General features: G+C 68.1%; 23 protein-coding genes. 7 read left to right on the top strand and 16 right to left on the bottom strand.

The window, feature by feature from the left end; genetic code table 11:
- Window positions 1-116 precede the first annotated feature (116 nt).
- Complete coding sequence (locus BKG60_RS30275; protein WP_083284472.1) at window positions 117-947, top strand: IclR family transcriptional regulator; 831 nt, start codon at window positions 117-119, stop codon at window positions 945-947.
- Here the strand turns inward: BKG60_RS30275 and BKG60_RS30270 are convergent.
- Window positions 913-1,623, bottom strand: a complete 711-nt coding sequence (locus tag BKG60_RS30270) for a fumarylacetoacetate hydrolase family protein (protein ID WP_120765090.1) — start codon at window positions 1,621-1,623, stop codon at window positions 913-915. The two genes, BKG60_RS30275 and BKG60_RS30270, sit on opposite strands and share 35 nt — an antisense overlap.
- Before the next feature lie 179 nt (window positions 1,624-1,802).
- On the opposite strand from BKG60_RS30270, the gene hrpA reads away from it, so the two are divergent.
- Window positions 1,803-5,714: an ATP-dependent RNA helicase HrpA gene (gene hrpA / locus BKG60_RS30265; RefSeq protein ID WP_075910419.1), complete on the top strand. Its 3,912-nt coding sequence runs from the start codon at window positions 1,803-1,805 to the stop codon at window positions 5,712-5,714.
- On the opposite strand, the gene BKG60_RS30260 is transcribed toward hrpA, so the two are convergent.
- Genes BKG60_RS30260 through BKG60_RS30245 form a run of 4 tightly spaced genes read right to left on the bottom strand, consistent with a single transcriptional unit; the run spans window position 5,715 to window position 9,862 of the window.
- A complete protein-coding gene (locus tag BKG60_RS30260; protein ID WP_075910418.1) occupies window positions 5,715-6,620 on the bottom strand; it encodes a fumarylacetoacetate hydrolase family protein in 906 nt (301 codons plus the stop codon).
- Window positions 6,617-7,456 carry an alpha/beta fold hydrolase gene (locus tag BKG60_RS30255; RefSeq protein ID WP_075910500.1) on the bottom strand — a complete coding sequence of 280 codons (840 nt, stop codon included), beginning with the start codon at window positions 7,454-7,456 and terminating at the stop codon, window positions 6,617-6,619. The genes BKG60_RS30260 and BKG60_RS30255 overlap by 4 nt, the downstream gene beginning before the upstream one ends.
- A gap of 44 nt (window positions 7,457-7,500) precedes the next feature.
- Window positions 7,501-8,667, bottom strand: a complete 1,167-nt coding sequence (locus BKG60_RS30250) for an acyl-CoA dehydrogenase family protein (RefSeq protein ID WP_239253153.1) — start codon at window positions 8,665-8,667, stop codon at window positions 7,501-7,503.
- On the bottom strand, window positions 8,660-9,862 hold the full coding sequence (locus tag BKG60_RS30245) for an acyl-CoA dehydrogenase family protein (RefSeq protein ID WP_070945789.1): 1,203 nt from the start codon (window positions 9,860-9,862) through the stop codon (window positions 8,660-8,662). The genes BKG60_RS30250 and BKG60_RS30245 overlap by 8 nt, the downstream gene beginning before the upstream one ends.
- Before the next feature lie 59 nt (window positions 9,863-9,921).
- Between BKG60_RS30245 and BKG60_RS30240 the strand changes: the two genes are divergently transcribed.
- Complete coding sequence (locus BKG60_RS30240) at window positions 9,922-11,058, top strand: FAD-dependent oxidoreductase (protein WP_075910416.1); 1,137 nt, start codon at window positions 9,922-9,924, stop codon at window positions 11,056-11,058.
- Window positions 11,059-11,075: 17 nt separating this feature from the next.
- On the opposite strand, the gene BKG60_RS30235 is transcribed toward BKG60_RS30240, so the two are convergent.
- The 3 genes from BKG60_RS30235 to BKG60_RS30225 form a co-directional block, all read right to left on the bottom strand.
- On the bottom strand, window positions 11,076-12,350 hold the full coding sequence (locus BKG60_RS30235) for an alpha/beta hydrolase-fold protein (RefSeq protein WP_423226861.1): 1,275 nt from the start codon (window positions 12,348-12,350) through the stop codon (window positions 11,076-11,078).
- Between the two features lie 150 nt (window positions 12,351-12,500).
- The gene (locus BKG60_RS30230; RefSeq protein WP_083650381.1) at window positions 12,501-14,459 is read right to left on the bottom strand and encodes a CocE/NonD family hydrolase; all 1,959 of its coding nucleotides are present in this window, start codon (window positions 14,457-14,459) and stop codon (window positions 12,501-12,503) included.
- Window positions 14,460-14,542: 83 nt separating this feature from the next.
- Window positions 14,543-15,457, bottom strand: coding sequence for a LysR substrate-binding domain-containing protein (locus BKG60_RS30225; RefSeq protein ID WP_075910415.1), 915 nt, complete (start codon window positions 15,455-15,457; stop codon window positions 14,543-14,545).
- A 79-nt stretch (window positions 15,458-15,536) separates the two neighbouring features.
- Between BKG60_RS30225 and BKG60_RS30220 the strand changes: the two genes are divergently transcribed.
- On the top strand, window positions 15,537-16,301 hold the full coding sequence (locus BKG60_RS30220) for an SDR family oxidoreductase (RefSeq protein ID WP_075910414.1): 765 nt from the start codon (window positions 15,537-15,539) through the stop codon (window positions 16,299-16,301).
- Window positions 16,302-16,328: 27 nt separating this feature from the next.
- Here the strand turns inward: BKG60_RS30220 and BKG60_RS30215 are convergent, their stop codons facing one another.
- The 8 genes from BKG60_RS30215 to BKG60_RS30180 form a co-directional block, all read right to left on the bottom strand.
- Window positions 16,329-16,727: a heme-binding protein gene (locus BKG60_RS30215; protein ID WP_075910497.1), complete on the bottom strand. Its 399-nt coding sequence runs from the start codon at window positions 16,725-16,727 to the stop codon at window positions 16,329-16,331.
- Between the two features lie 272 nt (window positions 16,728-16,999).
- Window positions 17,000-17,464: a DUF4383 domain-containing protein gene (locus tag BKG60_RS30210; protein WP_075910413.1), complete on the bottom strand. Its 465-nt coding sequence runs from the start codon at window positions 17,462-17,464 to the stop codon at window positions 17,000-17,002.
- Between the two features lie 55 nt (window positions 17,465-17,519).
- A complete protein-coding gene (locus BKG60_RS30205) occupies window positions 17,520-19,067 on the bottom strand; it encodes an acyl-CoA carboxylase subunit beta (protein ID WP_075910412.1) in 1,548 nt (515 codons plus the stop codon).
- An 11-nt stretch (window positions 19,068-19,078) separates the two neighbouring features.
- Window positions 19,079-20,314 carry a lipase LipE gene (gene lipE, locus BKG60_RS30200; RefSeq protein WP_075910411.1) on the bottom strand — a complete coding sequence of 412 codons (1,236 nt, stop codon included), beginning with the start codon at window positions 20,312-20,314 and terminating at the stop codon, window positions 19,079-19,081.
- Complete coding sequence (locus BKG60_RS30195) at window positions 20,311-20,796, bottom strand: peroxynitrite isomerase (RefSeq protein WP_070185745.1); 486 nt, start codon at window positions 20,794-20,796, stop codon at window positions 20,311-20,313. The genes lipE and BKG60_RS30195 overlap by 4 nt, the downstream gene beginning before the upstream one ends.
- 25 nt (window positions 20,797-20,821) lie before the next feature.
- Complete coding sequence (locus BKG60_RS30190; protein ID WP_070185744.1) at window positions 20,822-21,457, bottom strand: SRPBCC family protein; 636 nt, start codon at window positions 21,455-21,457, stop codon at window positions 20,822-20,824.
- Window positions 21,454-21,807, bottom strand: a complete 354-nt coding sequence (locus tag BKG60_RS30185) for an ArsR/SmtB family transcription factor (protein WP_070185743.1) — start codon at window positions 21,805-21,807, stop codon at window positions 21,454-21,456. The genes BKG60_RS30190 and BKG60_RS30185 overlap by 4 nt, the downstream gene beginning before the upstream one ends.
- Window positions 21,808-21,839: 32 nt before the next feature.
- Window positions 21,840-22,493 carry a class I SAM-dependent methyltransferase gene (locus BKG60_RS30180; RefSeq protein ID WP_075910496.1) on the bottom strand — a complete coding sequence of 218 codons (654 nt, stop codon included), beginning with the start codon at window positions 22,491-22,493 and terminating at the stop codon, window positions 21,840-21,842.
- 34 nt (window positions 22,494-22,527) lie between these two features.
- Here BKG60_RS30180 and BKG60_RS30175 point away from each other — a divergent pair, with 34 nt between their 5' ends.
- The 3 genes from BKG60_RS30175 to BKG60_RS30165 all read left to right on the top strand — a co-directional run bounded on the left by BKG60_RS30175 (window position 22,528) and on the right by BKG60_RS30165 (window position 25,312).
- Window positions 22,528-23,067, top strand: coding sequence for a hypothetical protein (locus BKG60_RS30175; protein WP_070185742.1), 540 nt, complete (start codon window positions 22,528-22,530; stop codon window positions 23,065-23,067).
- A gap of 99 nt (window positions 23,068-23,166) precedes the next feature.
- Entirely contained in the window at window positions 23,167-24,573 is a 1,407-nt protein-coding gene (locus BKG60_RS30170) for a PepSY-associated TM helix domain-containing protein (RefSeq protein WP_075910410.1), read from the top strand.
- Window positions 24,574-24,643: 70 nt separating this feature from the next.
- The gene (locus tag BKG60_RS30165) at window positions 24,644-25,312 is read left to right on the top strand and encodes a GNAT family N-acetyltransferase (RefSeq protein ID WP_070185740.1); all 669 of its coding nucleotides are present in this window, start codon (window positions 24,644-24,646) and stop codon (window positions 25,310-25,312) included.
- The last annotated feature ends 4 nt before the right edge of the window (window positions 25,313-25,316 follow it).

Genomic DNA, 25,316 nt, shown 5'->3' with positions numbered 1-25,316 from the left:
CACACCTACCAGTTTTCGAATAATCGAGATAGCCTCTCGAATTGACAAAACGACTGTAGGAAGCGCTGCGAGGGGAGTCAAGGGTGCGTGGTGCGGGCTCGGCGCCGACAGGCCGAGTGCTGGACGTGATCGAGTTGCTGGCGAGTTCCGGTGAGAAGCGTCTGCGGTTCTCCGATGTAGTGAGCGCCCTGGATCTGACCCAGGCCACCGCCCACGCGATCCTCAAGACCTTGTGCGACCGGGGCTGGCTGATCCGCGACCCTGCCGACAAGACATTCGCGCTGGGGCCGGGTCTGGCGGTGGTGGCGGCCCGGACGGCGGTGGCGCGACCACTGGCGCATGCGGCACGCATTGCCGCACAGGAGCTTTCAGATCAGCTCGGTCATGCCGCGTCCGTCGTCGAACGGGTGGCGGACGAGCTGGTGATCACCGCATTCGAAGGTGCCGGGCCGCGGCCGGCGGGTGCACCCGGTGACCGCATCCGGTACGCGCCGCCGTTCGGCGTCGCCTTCGCCGCCTGGGACTCGCCGGCCGAGCAGCGCGCCTGGATCGACCGCGCGCCCACGGCGACCGGGGCTCTCACAGACCGGCTCACCGAGGTGCTCGCACAGACGCGGACCCGGGGGTTCGACGTCGACTGGACGACCCCGGATCTCACCCGGGCAGCGCAGATGGTCGGCTCACTGCCGAGCGACGGTCTGCCCGACCACGTTCGGGGCATCACCGATCAATTGCGGGCCGAGTTCACCACGATCGGCCTGACGCCGGCTGGTGGCACGACGGGCAAACCACAGCCCGTGGCCACGATCGCGGCCCCAGTGTTCGATCCTCATGGCCGCGTCGCGCTGATCCTGTGCGTCCACCCGCTGCGACCCATGACCACCCGCCAGGTGGACACCGCGGGCGTGCGGGTCAGGCGGGCGGCCGATCGGCTGAGCCGACCGTGAAGGTGAACTCCGCGACGCCTGCGACGCCACCCGAGACGACGTCACCGGGTTGCATCGGACCGACCCCGGCGGGGGTTCCGCTGTAGATCAGGTCGCCGGGGGCCAGGCCGACGGCAGCTGAGATCGCGCTGATGACCTCCGGCACCGACCAGATCAGATCCTTGAGGTCGCCGCGCTGTTTGAGTTCGCCGTTGACGCTCAGCCAGATCTCGCCGCTTTCCGGATGGCCGACTTCTGAGACCGGGTGGATCGGCGTGCACGGGGCGGAGGCGTCGAACCCCTTGGCCCAGTCCCATGGCCGGCTGAGCTTCTTGGCCTCGTCCTGCAGATCGCGCCGGGTCAGATCCACCCCGACGCCGTAGCCCCAGACCAGGTTCAGCGCGTCGGCCGGTGCCACGTCGCGCCCGCCGGCACCCAACGCCACCACGAGTTCGACTTCATGGTGAAACGACGAGGTCAGTGACGGGTAGGGAACGGTGCCGTCGGCGTCGATCACCGCGTCGGCCGGCTTCATGAAGAAGAACGGCGGTTCGCGGTCGGGGTCCTTGCCCATTTTCCGTGCGTGGGCCGCGTAGTTGCGTCCGACGCAGAACACCCGCCGCACCGGGAAACGGCCGGGCCCGGCGCTCACCGGGAGCGACGCCTGCGGTGGGGGCGGGATCACGAAGTCGGCCATGTGGTCCATCATTCCTGGCGAACCCCCGCGCGCGAGTCACGCCAGTGTGGCCCTCGGCTTCGACGGCCACTCTGGTGTGACTCTCGGCAAAGCAACGTGACTCTCGGCAAAGCAACGTGACTCTCGGCAAAGCAATCGGTGGCGAAAACCGGCTCGCGCCGTCGCCTATCGTTAGTGCAGTGTCTGAACGTCAGGAGCTGGCCGCGCTGCGTGCGCGTCTCGACGGCCTGACCATTCGCGACGAGGCCAGGCTCGGCCGCCGGCTCAAGAACCTGCGCGGTGCCGACCCGGCGAAGATCGCCGAACAAATAGCAGCTGCCGAAGCCCTGGTGCTCACCCGCCAGGCCGCTGTTCCGGCCATCACTTACCCGGACCTGCCGGTCAGTGACCACCGCGACGAACTCGCCAAGGCGATCAGCGAGAACCAGGTCGTGGTGGTCGCGGGCGCCACGGGATCGGGCAAGACCACCCAGCTGCCCAAGATCTGCCTGGAGTTGGGCCGTGGCATCCGCGGAACCATCGGCCACACCCAGCCCCGTCGGCTGGCGGCGCGCACGGTCGCTCAGCGCATTGCCGACGAGCTCGGCACCCCGCTGGGCGAGGCCGTCGGGTACACAGTTCGCTTCACCGACCAGGCCAGCGATTCCACCCTGATCAAGTTGATGACTGACGGCATTCTGCTCGCCGAGATTCAAAGGGACCGCCGGCTGCTGCGCTATGACACGTTGATTCTCGACGAGGCACACGAACGCAGCCTCAACATCGACTTCCTGCTGGGCTATCTGCGCGAGTTGCTGCCGCGGCGCCCAGATCTCAAGGTCATCGTCACATCGGCCACCATCGAGCCGGAACGGTTCGCGGCGCACTTCGGCGGTGCCGGAAATGGGCTCAGCAACAACGCGCCGATCGTGGAGGTGTCCGGGCGGACGTATCCGGTCGAGATCCGGTACCGGCCACTGGAAGTCACCGTCGGCGGTGCGGACGACTCCGAGGACCCGGACGATCCCGACCACGAGATCGTGCGCACCGAGCCCAGGGATCCGACCGAGGCCATCGTCGACGCGGTCCGTGAGCTGGAGTCCGAACCGCCGGGCGACGTGCTGGTGTTCCTGTCCGGTGAACGCGAGATCCGGGACACCGCAGAAGCCCTCAAGGATCTGCGGAACACCGAGGTGCTGCCGTTGTATGCCCGGCTGCCCACCGCCGAACAGCAGAAGGTGTTCCGGCCCAGCCACAGTGGACGACGAATCGTGTTGGCCACCAACGTGGCCGAGACCTCACTGACCGTCCCGGGCATTCGCTACGTCGTCGACCCGGGCACCGCGAGGATCTCGCGCTACAGCCGGCGAACCAAGGTTCAGCGGCTGCCGATCGAGCCCATCTCCCAGGCCTCGGCCGCCCAGCGCGCCGGACGCTCCGGCCGCACCGCACCCGGAGTCTGCATCCGGCTGTATTCGGAGCAGGATTTCGAATCCCGGCCCCGCTACACCGATCCCGAGATCCTGCGGACCAACTTGGCCGCGGTCATCCTGCAGATGGCTGCCCTGCAGCTCGGTGACATCGCGGATTTCCCCTTCTTGGACCCACCGGATGCCCGCAGCATTCGTGACGGTGTGCAACTGCTGCAAGAGCTCGGCGCGTTCGACCGCGCGGGGGTCTTGACCGATGTCGGACGCCGCCTGGCCCGGCTGCCGCTCGACCCGCGCGTCGGGCGGATGATCCTGCAGGCCGATACCGAGGGCTGCGTGCGGGAGGTGCTGGTGCTCGCCGCCGCGCTGTCGATTCCCGATCCGCGCGAACGCCCGACGGACAAGGAAGAGGCGGCCCGGCAGAAGCACGCCCGCTTCGCCGACGAGCACTCGGACTTCATCTCGTACCTGAACCTCTGGAACTACCTCCGCGAACAGCGAAACCAGCTCTCCGGTAGCGCCTTCCGGCGGATGTGCCGGGAGGAGTTCTTGCACTACCTGAGGATCCGGGAGTGGCAGGACCTGACCGGGCAGCTGCGCAGCATCGCCCGCGACATCGGGATCCGAGAGAGTGACGAGGCCGCCGAGCCGGCCGGCATCCATGCCGCGTTGACCGCGGGCCTGCTGTCCCACGTCGGGCTGCGTGAGGGCGAGGGACGCGACTATCAAGGTGCCCGCAACTCCAAGTTCGTTCTGGCACCCGGATCGGTGCTGACGAAGAAGCCGCCACGCTGGATCGTGGTGGCCGACCTGGTCGAGACCAGTCGGCTGTTCGGCCGCATCGCTGCGCGGGTCGAGCCGGAGGCGATCGAGCGGGTCGCCGGGCATCTGGTGCACCGCAACTACAGTGAGCCGCACTGGGAGGCCAGACGCGGCGAGGTGGTCGCTTATGAGCGAGTCACGCTGTACGGGTTGCCGCTGGTTCCCCGACGTAAGGTCGGCTACGCCAAGATCGAGCCGGAGCTGAGCCGTGAGTTGTTCATCCGTCATGCACTGGTGGAAGGGGACTGGCAGACCCGGCACCACTTCTTCCGCGACAACGCCCGCCTGCGCGCCGAACTCGAGGAGATCGAGGAACGCGCGCGTCGGCGTGACCTGCTGGTCGGTGACGACGACATCTATGCCCTGTATGACGCCCGCGTCCCGGCGGACATCGTATCGGCGCGCCATTTCGACGCCTGGTGGAAGAAGCAGCGGCACAAGACACCTGAGCTGCTCACATTCACCCGGGATGACCTGCTGCGCTCGGAGGACGGTGCGGATAATCCCGACACCTGGCAGGCCGGCGATCTCGAGCTACCACTGACCTACCGGTTCGAGCCCGGCGCCGCCGATGACGGCGTCACGGTGCATGTGCCGGTCGGTGTGCTGGCCCGGCTCGGCGGCGACGGGTTCGCCTGGCAGGTACCGGCATTGCGGGAGGAACTGGTCACCGCACTGATCAAGTCGCTGCCCAAGGACCTGCGGCGCAATTTTGTGCCCGCCCCGGACACCGCACGGGCCATCCTCGGTGACATCGATGCATCCGCAGGGTCACTGCTGGACGAGGTGCAGCGTGAACTACGCAGGCGCAGCGGCATTCTGGTGCCGATCGAGGCGTTCGATCTCAGCAAGGTGCCCGACCACCTACGGATGACCTTCGCCGTGGAATCGGCCGACGGCAAAGAGGTGGCCCGGGGCAAGGACATCGACGCTCTGCGCGAGCAGTTGGCCGTCCCCGTCGCGCAAGCGGTGGCCGAGGCGCTGGGCGGTGAGTTGGAACGGCGCGGGTTACGAGCCTGGCCCGATGATCTCGACGAGTTGCCGCGCACGGTGGAGAACGTGTCCGGGGGCCACACCGTGCGCGGGTACCCGGCTTTCGTGGACACCGGAAAAGCCGTGGACATCAAGGTGTTCGCCAACCCGGCCGATCAGGCCGCGGCCATGCGTCCAGGCCTGCGCCGGCTGTTGCGCCAGGCCGTGCCGTCGCCGGTCAAGGCGATCGAGCGTGGGTTGAGCACGCGGACCCGCCTGGCCCTCAACGCCAACCCAGACGGGACGCTGGCCGCCCTGCTCGACGATTGCGCCGATGCGGCGGCCGACGTGCTGGTCCCCAAGCCTGTGTGGACCAAGACGGCCTTCACCGAAGTTGTCGCGCGGGCCGGTAAGGAACTCGGCCCCACCACCCAGGCGGCGGTGAGCCGCGTCGAGAAGGTGCTGGCCGCCGCGCACGAGGTACAGGTCGCGCTGCCGGAGAACCCGTCACCCAACCAGGCCGATGCAATTGCCGATATCCGATCCCAACTCGATCGCCTGTTGCCCAAGGGTTTTGTCACCACCACCGGGGTTGCCCGGCTGAACGATCTGGCCAGGTATGTGACAGCGATCCTCCGCCGGCTCGAGCGGCTGCCCCAGGCGCTCGTAGCCGACCGGGACCGGATGTCACGTGTGCATGCCGTCGAGGACGCCTACGACGACCTGGTCCGGGCGCTGTCGCCGGGGCGGGCCGCTGCCGCTGACATCCGCGACATCGCGTGGCAGATCGAGGAGCTGCGGGTCAGCCTGTGGGCCCAGCAGCTCGGCACCCCGCGGCCGGTCAGCGAGCAGCGCATCTACAAGGCGATCGACGCTGCCGCCAGGTAGTCAGAGGATGACGTGCTCGATGCGGCCGATACCGTCCAGCGTGAGCGTGAGGGCGTCCCCGGGGCGCAGCCAGTGCCCGGTCTCCATGCCGCTGCCGCCGGGCAGCGTCCCGGTACCGAACAGCTCTCCGGGACAGAGCGGTTCGCTGCGTGACGCGTGGGCCAGCACCTGCCCCAGGCTGTGTTGCATCCCGGCGCTACTGACGGTGCTGACCACCGACCCGTTGAGCGCAACGGAACCGGTGAGGGCGTCGATGCGGGGCAGGATCTCGTCGGCGGTCACGGCGGTATCCGACATCGAACTGGCGAAGTGCTTGGACTTCTGCGGCCCGAAGCCGCTGAGCATCTCCGGCCGCTGCACGTCCCGGGCGCTGAAGTCGTTGAGCACCACGAACGCACCGATGGCAGCTATCGCCTCCTCAGGCGTGGCGTTGAACAGCGGTGCGGCCAAGACGAATCCGATCTCCAGCTCGAAATCCAGCGCCTGCGAGTAGTCCGGGACGGGCACCGGCGTACCGCTCGGCACGAAACTCTGGGCGTTGGACATGTAGTAGATCGGCTGCCGGTAGAACAGCGGCTTGGGTTTGAACTGCGGCACGGGGCGCCCGGTCACGCTTTCGTACAACGACGTCGCCCGGTACAGGCCGGGATGCAGGCGCCGGACCAGTCCGCGGGCAGCGTCGATGTTGTGCTGTTCGTAGAGCATGAAGTCGCGGAACGACACCGGTTGGAAGGGCAGCAGGTAATCGCTGTGCTGCAGTTGGCGGTCGGCCGCCGCCGCCAGCCAGTCGCCGTCGAACACCCGGCCGCCCAACGGGGTGAGGTCGGGGTGTGCAACCCATTGCCCCTCGGAATCCAGCGCTTGCACGGCCAGCCCGGTGGCGGTGCGAATGCGACGCAGCTTCATGCGTTCCGTCCGAGTTGCCGGTGCAGGAAAGCGGTGACGTACCCGGCCACCGCGTCGGGCTGTTCCAGCCAGGGCCAGTGACCCGTCCCCGGCACCGGCTGTATCTCGCAGTTGCCGAAGATCTGGCGGTAGTCCTCGGTCTGTGCGAACGGCACGTACCGGTCGTCGGTACCCCACACCACCAGGACGTCACCGCCGTAACCGGCGAGCCGATCGGCATACGGCGCAAGGGCATTCGGCCCGGTCGACCGGTACAGCTTCAGCACCGCATCAGGGGTGCCACGGGCGAACATGTGCTCGGCGATCGAATCCAGCGCATCGGCCGGCAAACCAGGATCGCGCATGGCGAGCACGCGGCGCAGCACGGCCGGATTGCCGATCCGTGAAAGCGCCTCGGCCAGAATCGGTGTGCGCCACAGCTTGGCGGCGAAGTGGTTGATCACCACCGGGGCGTTGATCAGCGTGATGCTGGCCACCGACTCGAGATGGTCGGCAGCCCACGCGAGGGCCCAGGGCCCGCCGAAATCGTGGGCGACCAGGTGTGCTCGTCTGACGCCGAGTTGGTCCAGGATCGCTCCCAGATGGGCCGCATAGGCGGGCACGGTGTACGGCCACTGGGTCGGTTTGTCGGCCGCACCGAAACCAGGCATCTCCGGGGCGATCACCCGGGTGAAACCGGCCACCGGCGACAGCAGCCGGTCCCATTTGGCCCCGGCGTTGTTGCCGTGCACGAACACCACGGCCTCGCTGGGGTCAACGCCGTCCGGGCCTGCGACGAGCACCGGCGACCGTACCCCGTCGACAGCCAGCGTGCGATGTTCGACGGGGCCGTCCATCAGCGGGATTTTACGGTTGCGCAACGCTTCCTGCGGGTTTTCGACTAGTTGACTCCGGTGGCCACCCACGGCACGCGGTCGGCGGGAATGTCGTCGAGCACCAATTCGGCGACCCGGGACCGGTGTGCTTCGGCGCTACCCAGCAGGGCGGCATCGGTGGTGGCTCGCTTGAAGTACAGATGCGCCCGGTGCTCCCAGGTGAATCCGATACCGCCGTGCACCTGGATGGTGTCGGCGGCGATCTTGGCGAACGCCGCCGAGGCGGTGGCCTGGGCGATGCTGGCCGCCAGCGCAGGGTCGTCGGTGCCGTCTGTCAGTGCCCACACCGCGTGGTACATCGCCGAGCGGGCGTGCTCGAGATCGACCAGGCAGTCCGCCAACCGATGCTTGACGGCCTGGAAAGACCCGATCTGCCGGCCGAACTGCAGCCTCGATTTCGCGTACTCCACCGAGAGATCCAGCAAATGCTGTGCGGCGCCTACCTGTTCGGCGGCCAGCAGTGCCGACGCGACCTGGAAGGCGTGGGCGATGACGCGATCGGCCTCGTCGGGACCGGCCACCAGTTGCGCGGTGGCAGCGGTCAACGCGATGCTGGCCTGCGGCCGGGTCAGGTCGAGCGTGACCAACGGAGTGCGCTGCACGCCAGGTCCCGCCGCCTCGACCGCGTACAGGGCGACGCCCTCAGGCCCCGTGGCGGCCACCAGCAACACATCTGCGGCGCCGCCATCCACGACCCGCTCGACCGTCCCGGTGAGCGTCCCGTCTTCGGCGACAGTGACATTCACGGCGGCGGGGTCGAATACGCCCGCCTGGTCTGGGACCGCGAACGCCGCGGTGCGCGTGCCTTCGGCGAGGGCGCCGAGGAGTTCGTCGCGCACCGGACCGGTCGAGGCGGCGACCAGCGCCGGGATGGCCAGCAACACGGTGCCGAACACCGGACCGCAGGCCAGTGCCGCGCCGAGTTCCTCGACGGCGATGGCCTGGTCGACGAGTGTGCCGCCGGCTCCGCCGCCGGCCTCGGGAACGGCCAGACCGAGCACGCCGAGCTCGGTGCCCAACCGCGCCCAGACTTTCGGATCGAAACGGGGCTCGGACTCCATCAGGGTCCGCACCGTCTGCTCACCGAAATTCTCGGCACAGAACTTGCGGACCGCGGTGCGCAGCTGGGTCTGCTCGTCGGTGAATGCGAACTCACCTTGCTTGTCAGCCACGCGGGATCTCCTTCCACGGCATACCGGCATCGGCCCGCAGATCACCAGGCAACCCCAGGATCCGTTCGCCCAGAATGTTGCGCATCACCTCTGACGTGCCACCTTCGATCGTGTTGGCCTTGCTGCGCAGGAAGCGCTGCTGGATCGGGCCGCGCCAGTCCTTCTCGTCGGGCTCGTCGTCACGGTCGCCGGACCCGTATCCGTGATACAGGATCCCTTCGGGCCCAAGCAGATCCATACACCACTGGTAGATGTGCTGGTTGAGTTCGGCGCCGACGAGCTTGCCGATCGACCCCTCGGGTCCGGGTCCGCCTACGGTGGCCGCCGCACGCGAGCGCTCCGCCGTCAGCCGCTGGGCCTCCGAGCGCAGCCACAGTTGGGTCAGCCGGTCCCGCAGTACCGGGGTGCGCAGGTCCGGGCGTGATGCCCACAGCGCCACGGCATCCGAGATGGTACCGGCTCCGCGACGGTTGCCGCTGCCGCCGAGGGCGCTGCGCTCGTTCATCAGCGTCGTCATCGCGACATTCCAGCCGTTACCGACCTCCCCGAGCCGATGTGCGTCGGGGATCCGGGCGTCGGTGATGTACACCTCGTTGAACTCGGCCTGGCCGGTCATCTGCCGCAGCGGTCGTGTCTCGACGCCGGGCCCGTGCATGTCCAGGACGAAATAGGTGAGGCCCTTGTGTTTGGGCACATCGGGATTCGAGCGGGCCAGCAGCAGGCCCCAGCGCGCACGGTGCGCCAGGCTGGTCCACACCTTCTGGCCGTTGAGCACCCACTCGTCACCGTCGCGGACCGCGGAGGTGGCCAGCCCGGCCAGGTCGGATCCGGCACCCGGCTCGGAGAACAACTGGCACCAGATGTGTTCGGTGCTCGCCAGCGGGCGCAGCCACGACTTCTTGAGCTCGTCGGACTGAGCGTGTTCCCGAACCGTCGGGGCGGCCATGCCGTAGCCCATCGGGTTGAGGCCCAGTGGTACCGGGCCGCCGGCGCCCTGCAGGATGCGGTCGGCCACAGCCTGCAGACCTCGTGACACCCCGAGGCCACCGAGGCCCTCAGGGAAGTGCACCCAGGACAGGCCCGCGTCATAACAGGCAGCCAGGTACTCGGGGATCGGGACTTTTTTGGGATCGTGGTCGGCCACGACCTGGCGGGCGAGGTCGGCGACCCGGTCCGCATCAGCGACGCTGCTCATCCAGCCACGATAGGGAAAGGGATTCGGCGGCTCGCGGGCGGGCGGTAGCGTCACCGAACGTGGACCGAAAGCGCGTGGTGATCGCCGGGCTCGGTGACACCGGAGTCCTGACCGCGATCCGGTTGGCCCGCCGGTTCGACGTCGTCGGCATATCGGTGAATCCCGGCCTGGTCAGTGGTCAGGAGCTCGGCACCCGGCTGGCTCGGCCCGAGGACTGGGCGCGCAATTACTGGATCGCGTTCGACCGGTTCCGTGAACTCGACCGCGTCCGCACCGTGCACGGCACCCTGACCGGGGCCGACCTGTCCGTGCGCACGGTCAGCGTGCGTGACGCCGACGGGAACGCGCGGGTCCAACCGTATGACGCACTCGTCATCTCCACCGGCGTGACGAACGGCTTCTGGCGGCAAGCCGTTCTGCAGTCGGCAGGGGATGTCGGTGCCGGGCTGCAGAAAGCGCACGCGCGTCTGGCCTCGGCCCGGACCGTCGCCGTCATCGGCGGTGGGGCAGCGGCGGTCAGCAGTGCGGCCAACATCGCCGTGCGGTGGCCCGACATCAGGGTCGGGCTGTACTACCCGGGAGAACACCCGCTGCCACAGCATCATTGGCGGGCCCGCAAGCGCGTCGAGCGCAGGCTGGCGGCGTCCGGCGTGACGCTGTACCCCGGACACCGGGCAGCGGTGCCGGAGGGCTTCGACTGCGCGGCCATCACCTCGGGCGACGTTCACTGGGACAGCGGCCAGTCCCCGGTACACGCCGACGCGGTGTTGTGGGCGATCGGGCGGGTCCGGCCCAACACCGCGTGGCTTCCGGCCGAGCTCCTCGACGAGCACGGATTCGTGCGGGTGACTCCCGAGCTGCGGGTGCCCGGTCTCGACGGCGTGTTCGCCGTCGGCGACGTGGCGGCCACCGACCCGCTGCGCTCGTCAGCGCGCAACCGGGCCGACGGCCTGGTCGCCCGCAACGTCGCGGCATACTTCACCGGCGACCGGATGCGCCGCTACCGTCCGCCGGCCAGCCGTTGGGGGTCGGTACTCGGTGTGCAGCCCGACGGCCTGGAAGTGTTCGCACCCAACGGATTTGCCTTCCGGTTCCCGGCCTGGTCGATCGAACGCGTGCTGCAGCCGTGGATCGTCCGCCGCGGCATCTACCGGGGTGTGCGCGCCGATGAGCAGAACTTCGTGACCAACGGCTGATCGGCCGCGCACGTTCGTCACCGCGGCAGCGCTACCGGCACCGTCTGCAGGCCGGGGCTCACCGGTGCTACCGGGGCTGTGGGAGCCACCGGCGTACCCGCCATGCCTGGCACCCCGGCCACCCGAGGCGAGCCCGCGACACCGGGTGCTCTGGCCATGCCGGGTACCTGGCTGGGCACTTGGCCGGGGACGGGCGCGGTGGGCGCCGCCACGACGCCGGGAGCCTGGCCGGGCACCGCGGGCACCGGGGCGACCTGGCCGGGCACCGGAGCCGCCGGAACGGCGGGGGCGGGCGGAGCGGCGGCCGCTGCCGCGTTCTGATTGAGCACCCGCAGCATGTCGGGCTTCATCTGCTGCAATTGCGAACCCCAGTAATTCCAGTTGTGGGTGCCGTTGGGCGGGAAATCGAACTTCGCGTTGCGGCCGCCCGCCGCTACATACTTCTGCTGGAACTCCTTGTTGGAGTTGATCGTGATGTTCTCCAGGAACTGCGCGCTGTACAGCGTGCCGAAGTTGCCGCCGGAGCCGTCGAGTTCAGACGGGACGCCGTTGCCGCAGTACACCCAGATCGCGGTGTTGTTCGCCACCAGGCGGTTGATGTTGACCGTGGGGTCGTTGCGCCGCCAGGCGGGATCGTTGGAGGTGCCCCACATGTCGGTCGAGTTGTAGCCGCCGGCGTCCTTCATCGCGAAGCCGATCATGGTGGGCCACAGGCCTTGTGATGGATTCAGGAATCCAGACAGGGCGCCGGCGAAGATGAACTGGGCGGGATGCCAGATCGCCAAGGTAAGGGCCGCGCCGCCCGACATCGACAGCCCGACAACGGCGTTGCCCGTCGGCGACACATCGCGTTTGGCGGCCAGGTACGCCGGAAGTTCTTGGGTCAGAAAGGTTTCCCACTTGTAAGTGGTCGTGCCCGCGCTGCCGGCCGCCGGGCGGTACCAGTCGGTGTAGAAACTGGACTGCCCGCCCACCGGCATCACGACCGAGATGCCCGACTCGTAGAACCATTCGAACGCGGCGGTGTTGATGTCCCAGCCGTTGTCGTCGTCCTGGGCGCGCAACCCGTCGAGCAGATACAGCGCGTGGGGACCGCCACCCTGGAACTGCACGGTGATGTCGCGGCCCATCGCCGCGGACGGGACCTGCAGGCGCTCAACCGGCAGCCCTTCACGCGAATACGCCGCGGCGGTCGGCATCGGCCCAACTACGACCAGCGCCGGCAACATCAACATTGCGACGGTCGCTGCCGCGACGCGGCGCGACATCCGACCGAGCATTCTCAGTCTCACACCGCGCACGCTAACAACGGGTGATCAGCACTTACAGGGGCCGCGCGCGGCGTAACCCCTCCGTTATCAAGGTGATTCGGTTCCGATGCGGGGTGAGCCCGATCGGCGCCACTCGTGCATCCGGGTGCGGCGGCCGATTGGCCGGACGGATCAGTTACCTGCGAGCGACCCGTCCGGCGTGAACGCGCCAGGTGCCGCCAGCGGGATGAGCAGCCTCGACGGCGCGTCTCCGCCCTGACGGATGCGGTAGGTACCACCGTCCAGCGCGCGGCGGGACGGTTGCGTGGGCACCAGGTGCGGAAAGTCGTAGGTGGTCAGCGTCAGCCGCAGGCGATGGCCGGGTTCGATCAGCGCGGCGGTGGGGAAGACGTCGATGTCGTACCGGGTCAGCTCACCGGGTACCACCGGCTTGACGGCAGCGCGGGTGCTGAGGTGGTGAGGCCGCAACACTTCCCGATCTGGTCCATCCGCCAGATACCACGTCGCCTCCGGATCCAGTGCCCGATGGGATCCGAGCAGCGCGCCCTGGGTCAGTGGGCGGCTGGCGCCGTCCGGCGCCACGTCGTCGAGGTGAGCCACCCACAGCGTCTCGGTGGTGTCGGCCGTCGCGTGCACCGTCAATGTCACTGGGCCTGCGATGAGTTGGGCTTCGGTGAACTCGGCCGTGGTGTACGTCAGCGCCTCGCGCTGCAGCCGGCGGTTGTCGAGGTCGTAGCGGATTCGCCGCCCGGTCTGGGCGGCCATGAAGCTGCCCATGCCCAGCGTCCACTGCTCCAGGCTGCGTCCGGATATCGGACCGCGCACCGCATAGCGCAGCGTGGCCTCGGTCAGCTCGGTGGCCGGTTGGGCAGTCAGATGGCCGCCCTCGGCCAGATACAGCCGGGTCGGCGTCGCCTCGGGGAACGGATAGTCCTGTGCCTGGAACCAGGATTGGCCGGCGATGGCCTGGAAGCGGATCGGCGCCCCGGTGACCTCGGCCTCGGTGTTGTCCTTGAGCCAGCGGTCGAACCAGCGGAGCTGCAGCGCATGGACGTGCAGACCGTCCATGTCGGAGACGTGATACCAGGGGCCCATGATCAGCTGGACCCGGTCGGAGAGCGGCTGACCGGGCTCCATCGGAGCGTTGGGCGGCCGGCCCGTGTAGGCGTTCTGCAGCGCGGCGTAGTTCAGCGGTGCGCCGCGCTGGAACGCATCGTGCCAGCCACCGATCAAGAACACCGCGACGTTGTTCTTGGCGATGTCGGGCAGTACGTCCGAGGCGCGCATGGTGTCCCAGAACGGCCCGTCGAAGGCGGTGTCCCCGCCGGCGGTGGCGTCGCCGATCATGGCGCGGAAGTACTGGCGCTGAGCGCGCCCACGTTGGCGCACGGCTGCAAGGCCGCCGGCCCGGGGTCGCTCATGAGTGCCGCGCTTGGCGAACTCCAGAGCCGGGTTGACCACATTGAGCAGTGAATACACCGCGCCGTAGGCACGCACCGTGCGCATGTGCGGTACGCCACCCATCGTGACCACATCGCGGTAGAAGTCGTTGGCGGCCATCACCGGGAAGATCGCCTTCAGCGGCGAGTCGGGGCCCACCGCAGCGGCGGTGAGAAGCTGGTTCATGGCCAGATAGGAGATACCGAACATCCCTACCCGCCCGTTGGAATTCGGCAGCCGCGCAGCCCAATTCACCAGATCGACACCGTCTTGGACCTGAACGGCGCCGAGCATCTCGAACGATCCGCCGGAGGCCCCGGTACCGCGCACATCGGCCATCACCTCGATGTATCCGCGCCGAATCAGGTACGGGGTGGCCCCGCCGCCGATCTGGGCGGCCGGCGGCGGCGCCTTCTTGCCGTAGGGCGTCATGGACAGCAGCACCGGGAACGGGCCTGCCGCCGGTGCCCCCGTCTCGGGGTCCGTCGGATAGTGGATGTCGGCCCGCAGCACGGTGCCGTCGGAGACGCGGACCGCCACGTTGTGGTGGACGCCGACGCCGTAGCGGGCCGGGGGCGGTGTCCAGGCCGGTTCCAGTGGCGATGGATTGCGCTTACGGGGGCGGGGCGCCGATCGTCCGGCCACCCTCCTGCCGCCGTTGCCTCGGACCACCTGCCACGGGTTCGCCATTCGTCCTCCTTGACGCGTGTCGGCCTGGCTCCACGTTATGACGCGCGGCTCCCGGCCTCGGGATGGCCCCACGCCACGCGGGGTCACAGCAAAGTCTGTCGGACCGCCGTGCGCACCACGCCGCGCAGCCACTGATGGCGCGCGTCGTTGTCGAAGGCCGGGTGCCAGACCATCCGGTAGGCCATGGTGGCGATCTCGTCCGGTGCGTTCAGGACCCGAAATTCGCCGGCCGGGATGAGGGTGTTGACGCATTGGCTGGGCAACGTGGCGATCAGGTCCGTGCCGGGCAGCAGCCGTGCTGCCACCGAATGGTAGGGAATGGTCACCGCGGGCTGCCGGGGGCGGCCGAGCTTCTGCAGCGGCAGATCGATGTCGGGCTGGATTCCGTCATGGACGTCGACGATCACATGGCGTGCTCGGGCGTAGTCGGTCAGCGTGATGCGCTCGTGTGCGGTCAGTGGGTGGTCGGCGGCGACCACACAGACGAAGCGCTCGACCAGCAACTCCTCGGAGTGCAGCTCCGCGGTCGTGTAACCGCCGAACAGCCCGAGGTCGACGCCCGAATCGCGAATCTGTTCGGCGACACCCTCGCGGCTCCAGCTGTGGAAGCGCACCGGTGCCGTCGACTGGCGGATCACTTCCTGGCAGATGGCGGGACCGAAGGCCTGCACTGCGTAGTCGGTCGCTGCCAGGCGCACCGGTGTGGTGGCGGTCTGGGGGTCGAAATGCTCAGGGGCGAACATTGTTTCGAGCTGGGGGAGGACTGTGAGCAACTGCGTTCGGACGGACTCCGCGCGTGCGGTCAGCCGGTACCCGGTCGCGTCACGGATCAGCAGCGGATCGTCCAGCAGGCGGCGCAGCCGCTGCAGGGCGCGGCTCATGGCGGGCTGGCTCAAGCCGACGCGCCCGGCGGCGCGGGACACCTGTCGCTCTTCCAGCAGTGCCACCAGCGGCGGGATCAGGTTGAGGTCGATCCGCTCGATATGCGTTGCACGCATACTGCACATATTAACTATGCATGTGACTTATAGGTGCGGTCCTGCCACGCTGGATGACAGATACAGAAGGGACCTGACCGTGAAGATTTCCGGCAACACCATCTTCATTCCGGGCTCGACCAGCGGCATCGGCCTGGCACTGGCACTGGCGCTGGCCGCCAAAGGCAATACCGTGATCGTCGGTGGCCGACGTACCGAGTTACTGGAACAGATCGCCACCGAACACCCCGAGCTGGAGACTGTCCGGATCGACACCGCCGATCCGGACAGCATCGCCGCGGCCGCCGCGACGGTGCTGGGCGATCACCCCGATCTGAATGTCGTGATCGCAATGGCAGGCATCATGGCGATCGAGGACTGGCATACGCCCGAGGGCTTTCTGCGCTCGGCGGAGGCCACCATCACCACGAATGTGCTTGGCCCCATTCGGCTTATCGCGGCCTTCACCGAGCATCTGCAGGCACAGCCGGACGCCACGATCATCACGGTGTCCTCGGGCCTGGCCTTCGCGCCCCTGCGGGCCACGCCGAGTTACAACGCTTCCAAGGCGGCCATCCACATGCTGACCGAATCGGTGCGGATGCAACTGGCCGACACCAGCGTCGAGCTGGTCGAGCTGATCCCGCCCTCGGTGGCCACCGACCTGGTGCCAGGCCAGCGGGAGAGCAGTTTCGCCATGCCCCTCGACGACTTCGTCTCCGAGGTGGTCGATCTGCTGGAGCGCCGGCCCGACGCCAAGGAAATCCAGGTGGACCGGGTCAAATTTTTGCGCTACGGCGAGGCGCGGGGGGACTACGACGAGGTGGTTGCCACCCTCAATGCCGCTGACCCGCACGGTCATTGAAACGGCATTGAGGATGGCGCCCGATACTTATCCAGCCATGAACTCCGAGTAGGCCGAGGCCAGCTCGGGTGACAGCGCCGTCACGTTGCACGCGCGCTGGGTGTCCCCGATCGGAGCCAAGATGCCGCGCAGGTCGTTGTACTCCTGCGGGTTGGCCGTGAAGTATCCGCGCAGCGTGGCCGCGGCCTGCGGACGCGGCTGACTGAACGCGGTGGTCACGGCCTGGTTGGCGCCGGGGTGACTTTCCAGATAAACGCGTGCCGCACCGGTGGTGCTGCTGACGGTGCCGGCCACCCCGCTGGCACTGCAGTCGGGTGCGGCAGCCGCCGTCGGTGCGCCGATCATTGCCGCGGCCACCCCGCCGAGGAGTCCGGCGGCACAAGCGCCGGCAATTCCGCGGCGCGCGGTGATACCAGTGAATTTCATGATCATTTTCCTTCGGGATTCTGGGATTCCCCGCCCGAATTCGAAAGTAACCGCAATGCGGGCGAGCAAAACATCGGAAGGCTGAAACGGCTGTGACGGCTGTGGTGGTGTTACAGCGCTACCGCGTGAATTGCGCCTCAATGCCGCAGAATAACGACCGATGATCTTGAAATGTCTCAGAGACGGGTTGTCATTCTTAATTGATCGTGATCTGCGGCGCCGGGCGTAGTGACCCAATCGTTATCCGGGGCGCACTCAGCTAACGGATCCGCTCACTGCTTGAGGGTTAGCCCGGCCAGCGAGTTACGCCAGCCGCCATCGCGGTAGATCTGTACACCGGCCACCGCCAGCATGATCGCGGCCGTTGCCAAGTGCACGATCGCGTCGGTGATGTTGTTGGGGAAGGCGAATATGTAGGCGACCTGATTCGAGAAGAACGCCCAGATGCCCGGCAACGCGCCGGCCACCGCGGCCAGCAGCAGATAGAGCACCGCCCAGGATTTTCGCCGGCACAACACCAGGCCGGGACCGAACAAGGCCAGGCCCGCCACCGCATGCCAGCCGTTGTAATCCATCCCGAAAATGGGTGTGGTGGGTGCGTCCGGGCCGATGGCGAAACTCGGCTCGGCAATGAAGCCGATGATTGCCTGCACCACATGAAACAGCGAGATGATCAGCAGGCCCCATTGCGCAAAACTCCACCGCCGGCCGTGCGCGTGAGGAGGATTATCAGGCACAGTGCGGGACGTTACGTCTACTACAACGTGTAGTCAATGGTTTCGGTGCCGACCCTCACCAGGTGTCGACGAACCGCACACTCGGTGCGGGTCGTTCATGCTGGGCGGCCGCGGCCAGCGTGGCGGCGATCAGCTCCCGGGTTTCCGCCGGGTCGACGACATCGTCGATCTCGAACAGCGCGGCGGAGTTGAGCGCACGCGCATTCTCCTCGGCCGCCGCCGTGGCGGCCCGCACTGCCTGCTCACGCTCGTCGTCATCGGCGATGGACTCCAGCTCTTTACGCATACCCAAGCGGACGGCTCCCTCCAGGCCCATCGGACCCAGATGGGCACCCGGCCATGCCACCGTGAGCAGCGGTTGATGGAGGCTGCCCCCACACATCGCTTGTGCCCCAAGGCCGTAACCCCGCCGTAGGATCACCGCGACCAGCGGCACCGTCAGCGCCGCACCGGCGACCAGCAGCCGGGAACCGCGCCGCACCAGCGCTTCGGCTTCTGCCGCCGGGCCCACCATGTAGCCGGGGCAGTCGACCAGCGAAACGACCGGCAGCCCGAACGCATTGCACAGCTGCAGGAACCGGGCGGCCTTGTCGGACGCCGCGGCGGTGATGGCACCGGCCCTGACCATGGTGTTGTTGGCGATGACGCCCACCGGCCTGCCATCGACGCGGGCCAGCGCCGTCACCATCTCCGGGGCGAACTTCTCCCTCAGAACAGTGACCGAATCGGCGTCGGCCAGCGTCTCGATGATGGGTGCAACCGGGTATGCGCGCCGTGCGCGTTCGGGAACCATTGCACGCAAGGCGGTTTGGTCGGCAGCCGGTCCCGGGTCGGCAGACCCGGAGAAGTAGCCCATCAGCTTCTTGGTGGCTACGACCGCCTGCGCCTCGTCTGCCACCACGACATCGACGACGCCGTTGGGCGCCTGCACCGAGATCGGGCCGACGTCGTCGGGAGCAACGTCACCGAGGCCACCGCCGGCGATCATCGCCGGTCCGCCCATGCCGATCGAGCTGTCCTCGGTCGCGACGATCAGATCGGCCGCGCCGGCGATCACCGCATTGCCCGCGAAACACCGGCCCTTGACCACGGCGATACGCGGCACCACCCCGGACAGCCCCGCCCACAGCGCGAAAGCGCGGACCTCCAGGGAGGACACCGTCGGATAGTCGGTGTCACCCGGGCGTCCGCCGCCGCCCTCGGCGAAGAACACCGTCGGCAACTTCAAACGCTCGATGATCTCGAACAGCCGGTCCTTCTTCCGATGGCCCAGGGCGCCTTGAGTTCCGGCCAGCACGGTGTAGTCGTAGGACAGCACCGCGCACGCCGCACCGCCGATCCGTGCCGTCCCGGCCAGCAGCCCGTCGGCCGGTGTGCGTTCGATCAGGTCATCGAGGCTGCGACGCCGCCGTTGAGCCGCGATCGCAAACCGCCCGTACTCGATGAACGAACCCTCGTCGACCAGGTCGGCGATGTTCTCCCGTGCCGTGCGACCCCCGGCCGCGTGCCGGCGGGCGACCGCGTCGGGCCTGCCCACGTCCCGTGTCAACCCCCTCCGGCGCAGCAGTTCGGCCAGATCGTCGCGAAGCGGTTCGTCGGGCATCGGCAGGACTCCTAGTCGACCGGGATCTCGGCGGCGATCCGGTTCAGCACCGCGGGATAGCGATTGGCTTCCAGATGTGCTCCGGGCTTTCCACTGCTGACGACCGCGGCCGACAGGCTGCGCTGCGGGTCGGCCCACACCGCGATGTCGACCAGGCCGGTGTGCCCGAATGCCGCGGGGGTGTTGCGGCCGAACGGCCCGAAGCGCTTGCCGCCCAGCATGTATCCGGTTCCCCAGCGCATCGGCTTGAGGCCGGTCGCCACATCTGGTCGCATCCGCCGACAGGGTCTCGTCGCGGCTTGCAGGGTCTCCGGTTTCATGATCCGGACTCCGTCGAGTTCGCCTCCGCGGCGAAGGATTTCGGCGAATCGCGACAGCTCGTCGGCGTTGGAGACGGTGGTCGACGACGGGATGACGCTGGTGAGGAACAACGGGGTGTTGCTCAGCGGGATGATGCGGTCCAGCGTTCCGCCCACCGCGGCCCGGAACGCCGCGGCGATCGGCGCCGGCAGCGGCTTGCCGGTGACGTGGCTGGGCGCCACAAGTGGGACCTCTTCGGGGGCAACGCCGTAATTGGTCCACCGGAAACCCAGCGGCTCGAGGATCTCGCCGGCCAGGATGTCGCGGATGTTGCGCCCGGTGGCCGCCGAGACGATCTCACGGACCAGCGGGCCCCAGGTCAGGCCGTGATAGATGTGCACCAGGCCGGGCCGGTAGACCGGTTTGAGCAGAGCCAACTGCTCGCGGGTGTACTCGCTGTCGTCCACCCGGGTGACGTCCGGGCGCGGTCCGGTGTGGATCGGGACGCCGGCACTGTGGGTGATCACGTGGCGGATGGTGGTGCGGTCCTTGCCATGGCTGGTGTAGTTGGGCAGGTAGTCGCAGACCCGGTCGTCGAGGGAGAAGTGTCCCTGCTCGACGAGCATGTGCACCACCGTCGTGCTGATCGCCTTGGCTGCCGAGTAGACACAGAACGGGGTTTCGGTGGTGACGGGAATCTTCTCGGCATCCGGGGCATCGGTCGGGCCATTGCCCCAGCCGTGGCCGATCGCCCGGTTCAGCACCGTTTTTCCGTTGCGCCGCAGGCACACCTGGATGGCCGGGTGCATACCGGAGCCGTACCAGTGCCGGACCGATTCCCAGATCCGCTCGACGGCCCTCGGGTCGATCTCGGAGTGGTCCTCCTCGCCGATGTCGGTGACGGAGTCCAGGTCTGCGGGGAGGGTGATCTTGCCGTCTTGGCTCATGCGGTCTTCCTGGTCAGGGTGGCGGAAAGGTGGTGCTGCAGTGGCTGTCCGACCGCGCCCATCTGCAGGTTGTAGGTCAGCTGGTCGCCCTGGATCTGGATGGAACGTGACAGTGCCGCAACATTTTTGGCCGACGCGGTCAGCCCGATGGTGGTCGCGGTGAGCTCCATGTCGATACGTTCGGCGTCGACGCGCAACGTGCCCTCCTGGATCTCGGTGATCCCGGTCGGGTGCGCCAGTACCCACTCGACCCGCCCAGGCGCCGGGACTCGCAGGTATCCGGTCTCGGCGTGCAGCGGCCGGCCGTCGTCGCGGGCCCTGGTGCGTTGACTGTAGGTCAGGAACGGCTTGCCGACGTGACCGAAGGTGACCTCTTCGAGGTACTCGAACGATTCGATCGTCGGGTACTCCCCGGCGCCGGGTCCGGCCCAGGTGCCGAGCAGGGGGGCCAGCGCGGTCAGGTTCGGGTGGAGGTCAGGCACAACGACAGGGTACGGCGATGCCGGCTCAGCCTCCGGTATAGGCCTGGACGGTGCGATCTGCGGCTGCGCGCGCCTGGGCGGGATCCTCGCCGGCGGCCAGATCCGCCTGGTACCAGAGTTCACTGGCCGCCGTCATGAAGCCGCGACCCTCTTCGCCGGCCGACCAGGCCGCACCCTCCTCAGGTGTGATGCGGTCGCCACCGGAGAGGTAGCCGGCAAGCCCGAGAAGTGCGGAGTCCCAACCCACTCCGACCGCACCCGGCCCGAACTGCAGCCAGAACTCGTCGTCGTCGCCGGAGTGCATGATGTGGTCGAGCGTGAAGGTGGCCCGGCCCTCACCGGCGTCGGTGATGGTGACCTCGACCCAGCTGGTGGCGCCCATGGCCTCCCACGTCGTGGTGAAGGAACGGGGCGGATCGCAGGTCAGCACCTCTCCCGAGGCGTTTCCTTCCAGCTGGAAACGACCGCCTACCCGCAGATCGCCGGTGATGGGCAGGAACCAGCGGCCGATCCGCTCGATGCTGGTGCAGGCATCCCACAGATCGGCGGCGTCGGTGTCGTAGGTCTGGCTGACGCTGACGACGCGTGCCTCCCGGGCTTCGAACGTCTTGCGGCCCACACTGCGGCGGACCTCGTTGAGCTGCTGTCGGACGTCGATCACTGGGAAGCCTCCTTGTTCGTGGTTCTTCTTCGTTCCCGCCTACCGCGCGCGATCTCGGTTGCCAGTGCATCCAGGTGCGGCGTCCAATTGCGCCGGAACCGCTCCAGCCAGCGGTCGACCTCGAGCAGCGGCGTGGTGTCGACGCTGTAGAGCCGGCGGGTTCCTTCGGCCCGCACGGTGGCGAAACCGTTGTCCCGCAAGACCTTGAGGTGCTGGGAGACCGCAGGCTGGCTGATCTCGAATTCGGTCCGGATCACCTCGGTGATGGCGCCGGAGGACATTTCACCGGACTGGATGAGCTCGAGTATCCGCCTGCGCACCGGATCGCCGAGGATGTCGAACGCGTGCACGTGATCAGATTAGAAGCGATCACTTATATAAGTCAAGGGTTTTTATTGTGCCCGCCGGTGTGCGCGATCACCATCGCCTGAGCCGTGGGTTCATCGAGCTGCGGCTGACGTGCCCGCTTGGTGGTCGCATACACCGTGAAGCCCGACACCTCCAGGGCGGCGCAGACCGTGGCCACGTCGTGGCGCAGGAACTCCAACGACACGTCCCGACCGAAGGCGTGGTCGTAGACCGCCGTCTCGCCGTCGGTTTGAAAGCCCAGCAGCAACCACCCCGGGGCGGAAAGCAGCCGGCGGAATTCGGCGAACAACTCGGGCAGGTTCTCGGCCGGGGTGTGAATGATCGAATACCACGCGCACACCGCATCGAAGGATCCGGCCGGGTACGGCAGGTCGAACATGTCCGCGGTCTGAAACCGCAGCTCCGGGCAGCGTTTCCTGGCCAGGGACACCATCGCCGAGGACCCGTCGACGCCTGCGGCGCGAAGTCCGCCCGCGGCAAGTTCGGCTGCCGCGTCACCGGGACCGCACCCCACATCGAGCACCGTCTTGCCGCCGTCGTGGGAGACCAACTCGGCGAAGGACCGCAGCATTGCGCGATCCAGCGGGCGGTCATCGAACTGGCCGGCAAAGTCTCGGGCGTACTCGGCCGCGATCAAGTCGTACTGCTCGCATGCCCGGCCAGCCACGGCGCCCACTCTAGGCAGCCGTAAGATTCCGCAGGTGAGCACGCCTGCCAACCATGCCGCCAGGCTGCGCGGCGGGCTGGTGGGTGCGTGCTCGGCACTGACTGCAACGGTCGCGCACGCCGCGGCCGGTGGCATGGTCCCGGCGAGCAGCCCGCTGATCGTGTTGTTGTTGCTGTGCGCGGCGCTCGGTGCCGCCGTCGGTGGGTTGAAGCCGCAGACGCGCTCGGGCCGGGCCGGCCTGCTGATCGCCGGTCTCGGCGCCGGGCAGTTCCTCGGTCACTTCGTACTGGCGATGTCCGGTCATCACCACGCGTCATCGCTTCTCACCGTGCCCATGGCCGGGATGCACGCCGCCGCCGCGGTGGGCCTCGGTGTGCTGATCGGCGTGGCCGAGTATCTGTTCGTGGTCTGCGCGTCGGTGCTGACCTGGCTGCGGGTTTTCGCCACCGCCCAGATCCGCCCCTCGATCCGCGATCCCTGGTGGCCCTCGAACGTCGTTGTCGCGCGGCCCGTTCTGCTGCGCACCGGTCTGGGAATGCGAGCACCGCCGGCGGTGTCCGGCATGGGCTTCTGACGCCCCTTCCTTCTTTCGGCAGCCCGTCGACTGACGGGCCTCACTCCTTTGTTGCGCCCGCGTGCGCATTCCACAGTTCTTTTCCGCGAAGGCATTTCCATGACCATCACCCCCGACGATCAACTGCGCGAGGAATCCCCTCCCTCCACCCCAAGCCGCTCCATCCGCCCCCTGCTGGTGCGCTTGCACTTCTACGCCGGCGTCTTCGTCGGTCCGTTCATCCTCATCGCAGCCGTCACGGGTCTGCTCTACGCCCTGATCCCGCAGATCGACACGTTCGTGTACCGGCACGAGCTGACGGTCGAGCGGGTCGGGTCCGAGCGCATGCCGCTGGCCGACCAGGTGGCCGCGGCCCGCCACGCCCATCCTGAGGGCACGGTGGAAAGCATCCGTCCGCCGGTGGACGCCGACGAGACCACTCAGATCCGGCTCGTGGTGGGCCCGGAGTTCAAGGACATCCCGGCGGACTACTCGCGCACGGTGTTCGTCGACCCCTACACCGGCGAGGTGCGCGGCGCGCTGACCACCTACGGGCAGTGGATGCCGCTGCGGGCCTGGTTCGACGAGCTGCACCGCAACCTGCATCTGGGTGCCGTCGGCCGCAACTACAGCGAGCTGGCGGCCAGCTGGATGTGGGTGATCGCCCTGGCCGGGGTCGGCCTGTGGGTCATGCGGCGCCGGGAGAACCGCACGATGCGCGATCTGGTTCTGCCCGACCGCAGCGCCTCGGGTCGTCGCCGCACGCTGTCCTGGCACGGCGCGGTGGGGGTGTGGACGGTGGCGATCCTGTTGGCTTTGTCGGTTTCGGGCATCACCTGGTCTCGTTATGCGGGGGAGACGGTCAACGGCATCCAGGCGAACCTGAACACCACGGCGCCCACCGTGGATACGTCCCTGTCCGGCACCACCCCGGCAGCGACGGCTGCCCACCACGGCCACCACGGCGGCCGGTCCGAGCTCGGCGGAGCTGACACCGTGTTGCGCGCCGCCGAGCAGGCGGGGTTGCGTGGCCCGATGTGGATGTACCCGCCGACCGAATCCGGTCAGGCGTGGAAAGTGGCCGAGCGTAAACGTGATTGGCCGACCCGTGCCGACGAGATCGCGGTCGAACCTGATTCCGGCAAGGTGACAGACCGGGTGAACTTCGCGCAGTGGCCGTTGCTGGCCAAGCTCACCGACTGGACGATCGATGCTCATATGGGCCTGTTGTTCGGGGTCGCCAACCAGGTCGTGCTGGCACTCACCATGGTCGGGCTGATCACCGTCATCGTGCGTGGTTACCGGATGTGGTGGCAGCGCAGGCCGACCCGGGGTTCGGCATGGGCCGTGGGCCGCCCGCCGCTGCGTGGGGCGCTGGGCCAGTTGCCTCCCTGGGCCAGCGTGGCCGTGTTGATGGTCGCGGGGGCGCTCGGCTGGGCCCTGCCGCTGTTCGGGTTGAGCCTGGTGGCGTTCGTGGTGGTAGACGCGCTCGTGGCGTTCCGGAAACGGGGCCGGCGCCGGAGTTGATCGGCCGGTCTGGAGCCACCGGGCGCAGTTGCCCTGCCCAGAGCGCACGGTGCTGATCTACGCTCGCGGTATGACCGATCACGACAAAGCCGCGGCGCGGCGCGAAATCGCCGACGCTCTGCTCAACGCCCTCAACCGGCGCCACGAAGTGCTCGACGTGATCGTGGAGGCCGACGATCGTGCGGCGGCCGTCGAGGCGGTTGCCCAACTGCTCGGCACCTCGCACGTCGCGGCCGAGGCGGTCGTGGGCCTGTCTTTCGCCCAGATCACCAAGGACTCGCGCCGCGCGATCGCCGCGGAACTCGACGACCTGAACAGCCAGCTCAGCTTCACGGTGTCCGAGCGGCCGGCGGCTTCGGGTGAATCGCTGGAGCTACGGGCATTCAGCGCCGATGCCGACCGCGACATCTTCACCGCCAGGACCACCGACGTCGGTGCCTCCGGTGACGGGTCGGGTGCACCCGCCTCCGACGTCGACGACGAGATCCGTGCCGCTCTGAGCCGGGTGGATGCCGAAGAGGCCGCCTGGTTCGTGGCCTTGGAGGGAGATCAGAAGGTCGGGATGGTGTTCGGCGAGCTGACCCACGGCGAGGTCAACGTCCGGATCTGGATCCACCCGGACTTCCGCAAGCGCGGTTACGGCACCGCTGCCCTGCGCAAATGCCGGTCAGAGATGGCGACCTATTTCCCGGCGGTACCGATGGTGGTGCGGGCGCCGGGCGCGGTACCCGGCGCATAGCTCG

It is taken from the genome of Mycobacterium syngnathidarum, from assembly GCF_001942625.1.
GTDB lineage: Bacteria > Actinomycetota > Actinomycetes > Mycobacteriales > Mycobacteriaceae > Mycobacterium > Mycobacterium syngnathidarum.
The sequence above is the reverse complement of the archived record's forward strand: the minus strand, read 5'-3'. Positions and strand labels throughout refer to the sequence as shown.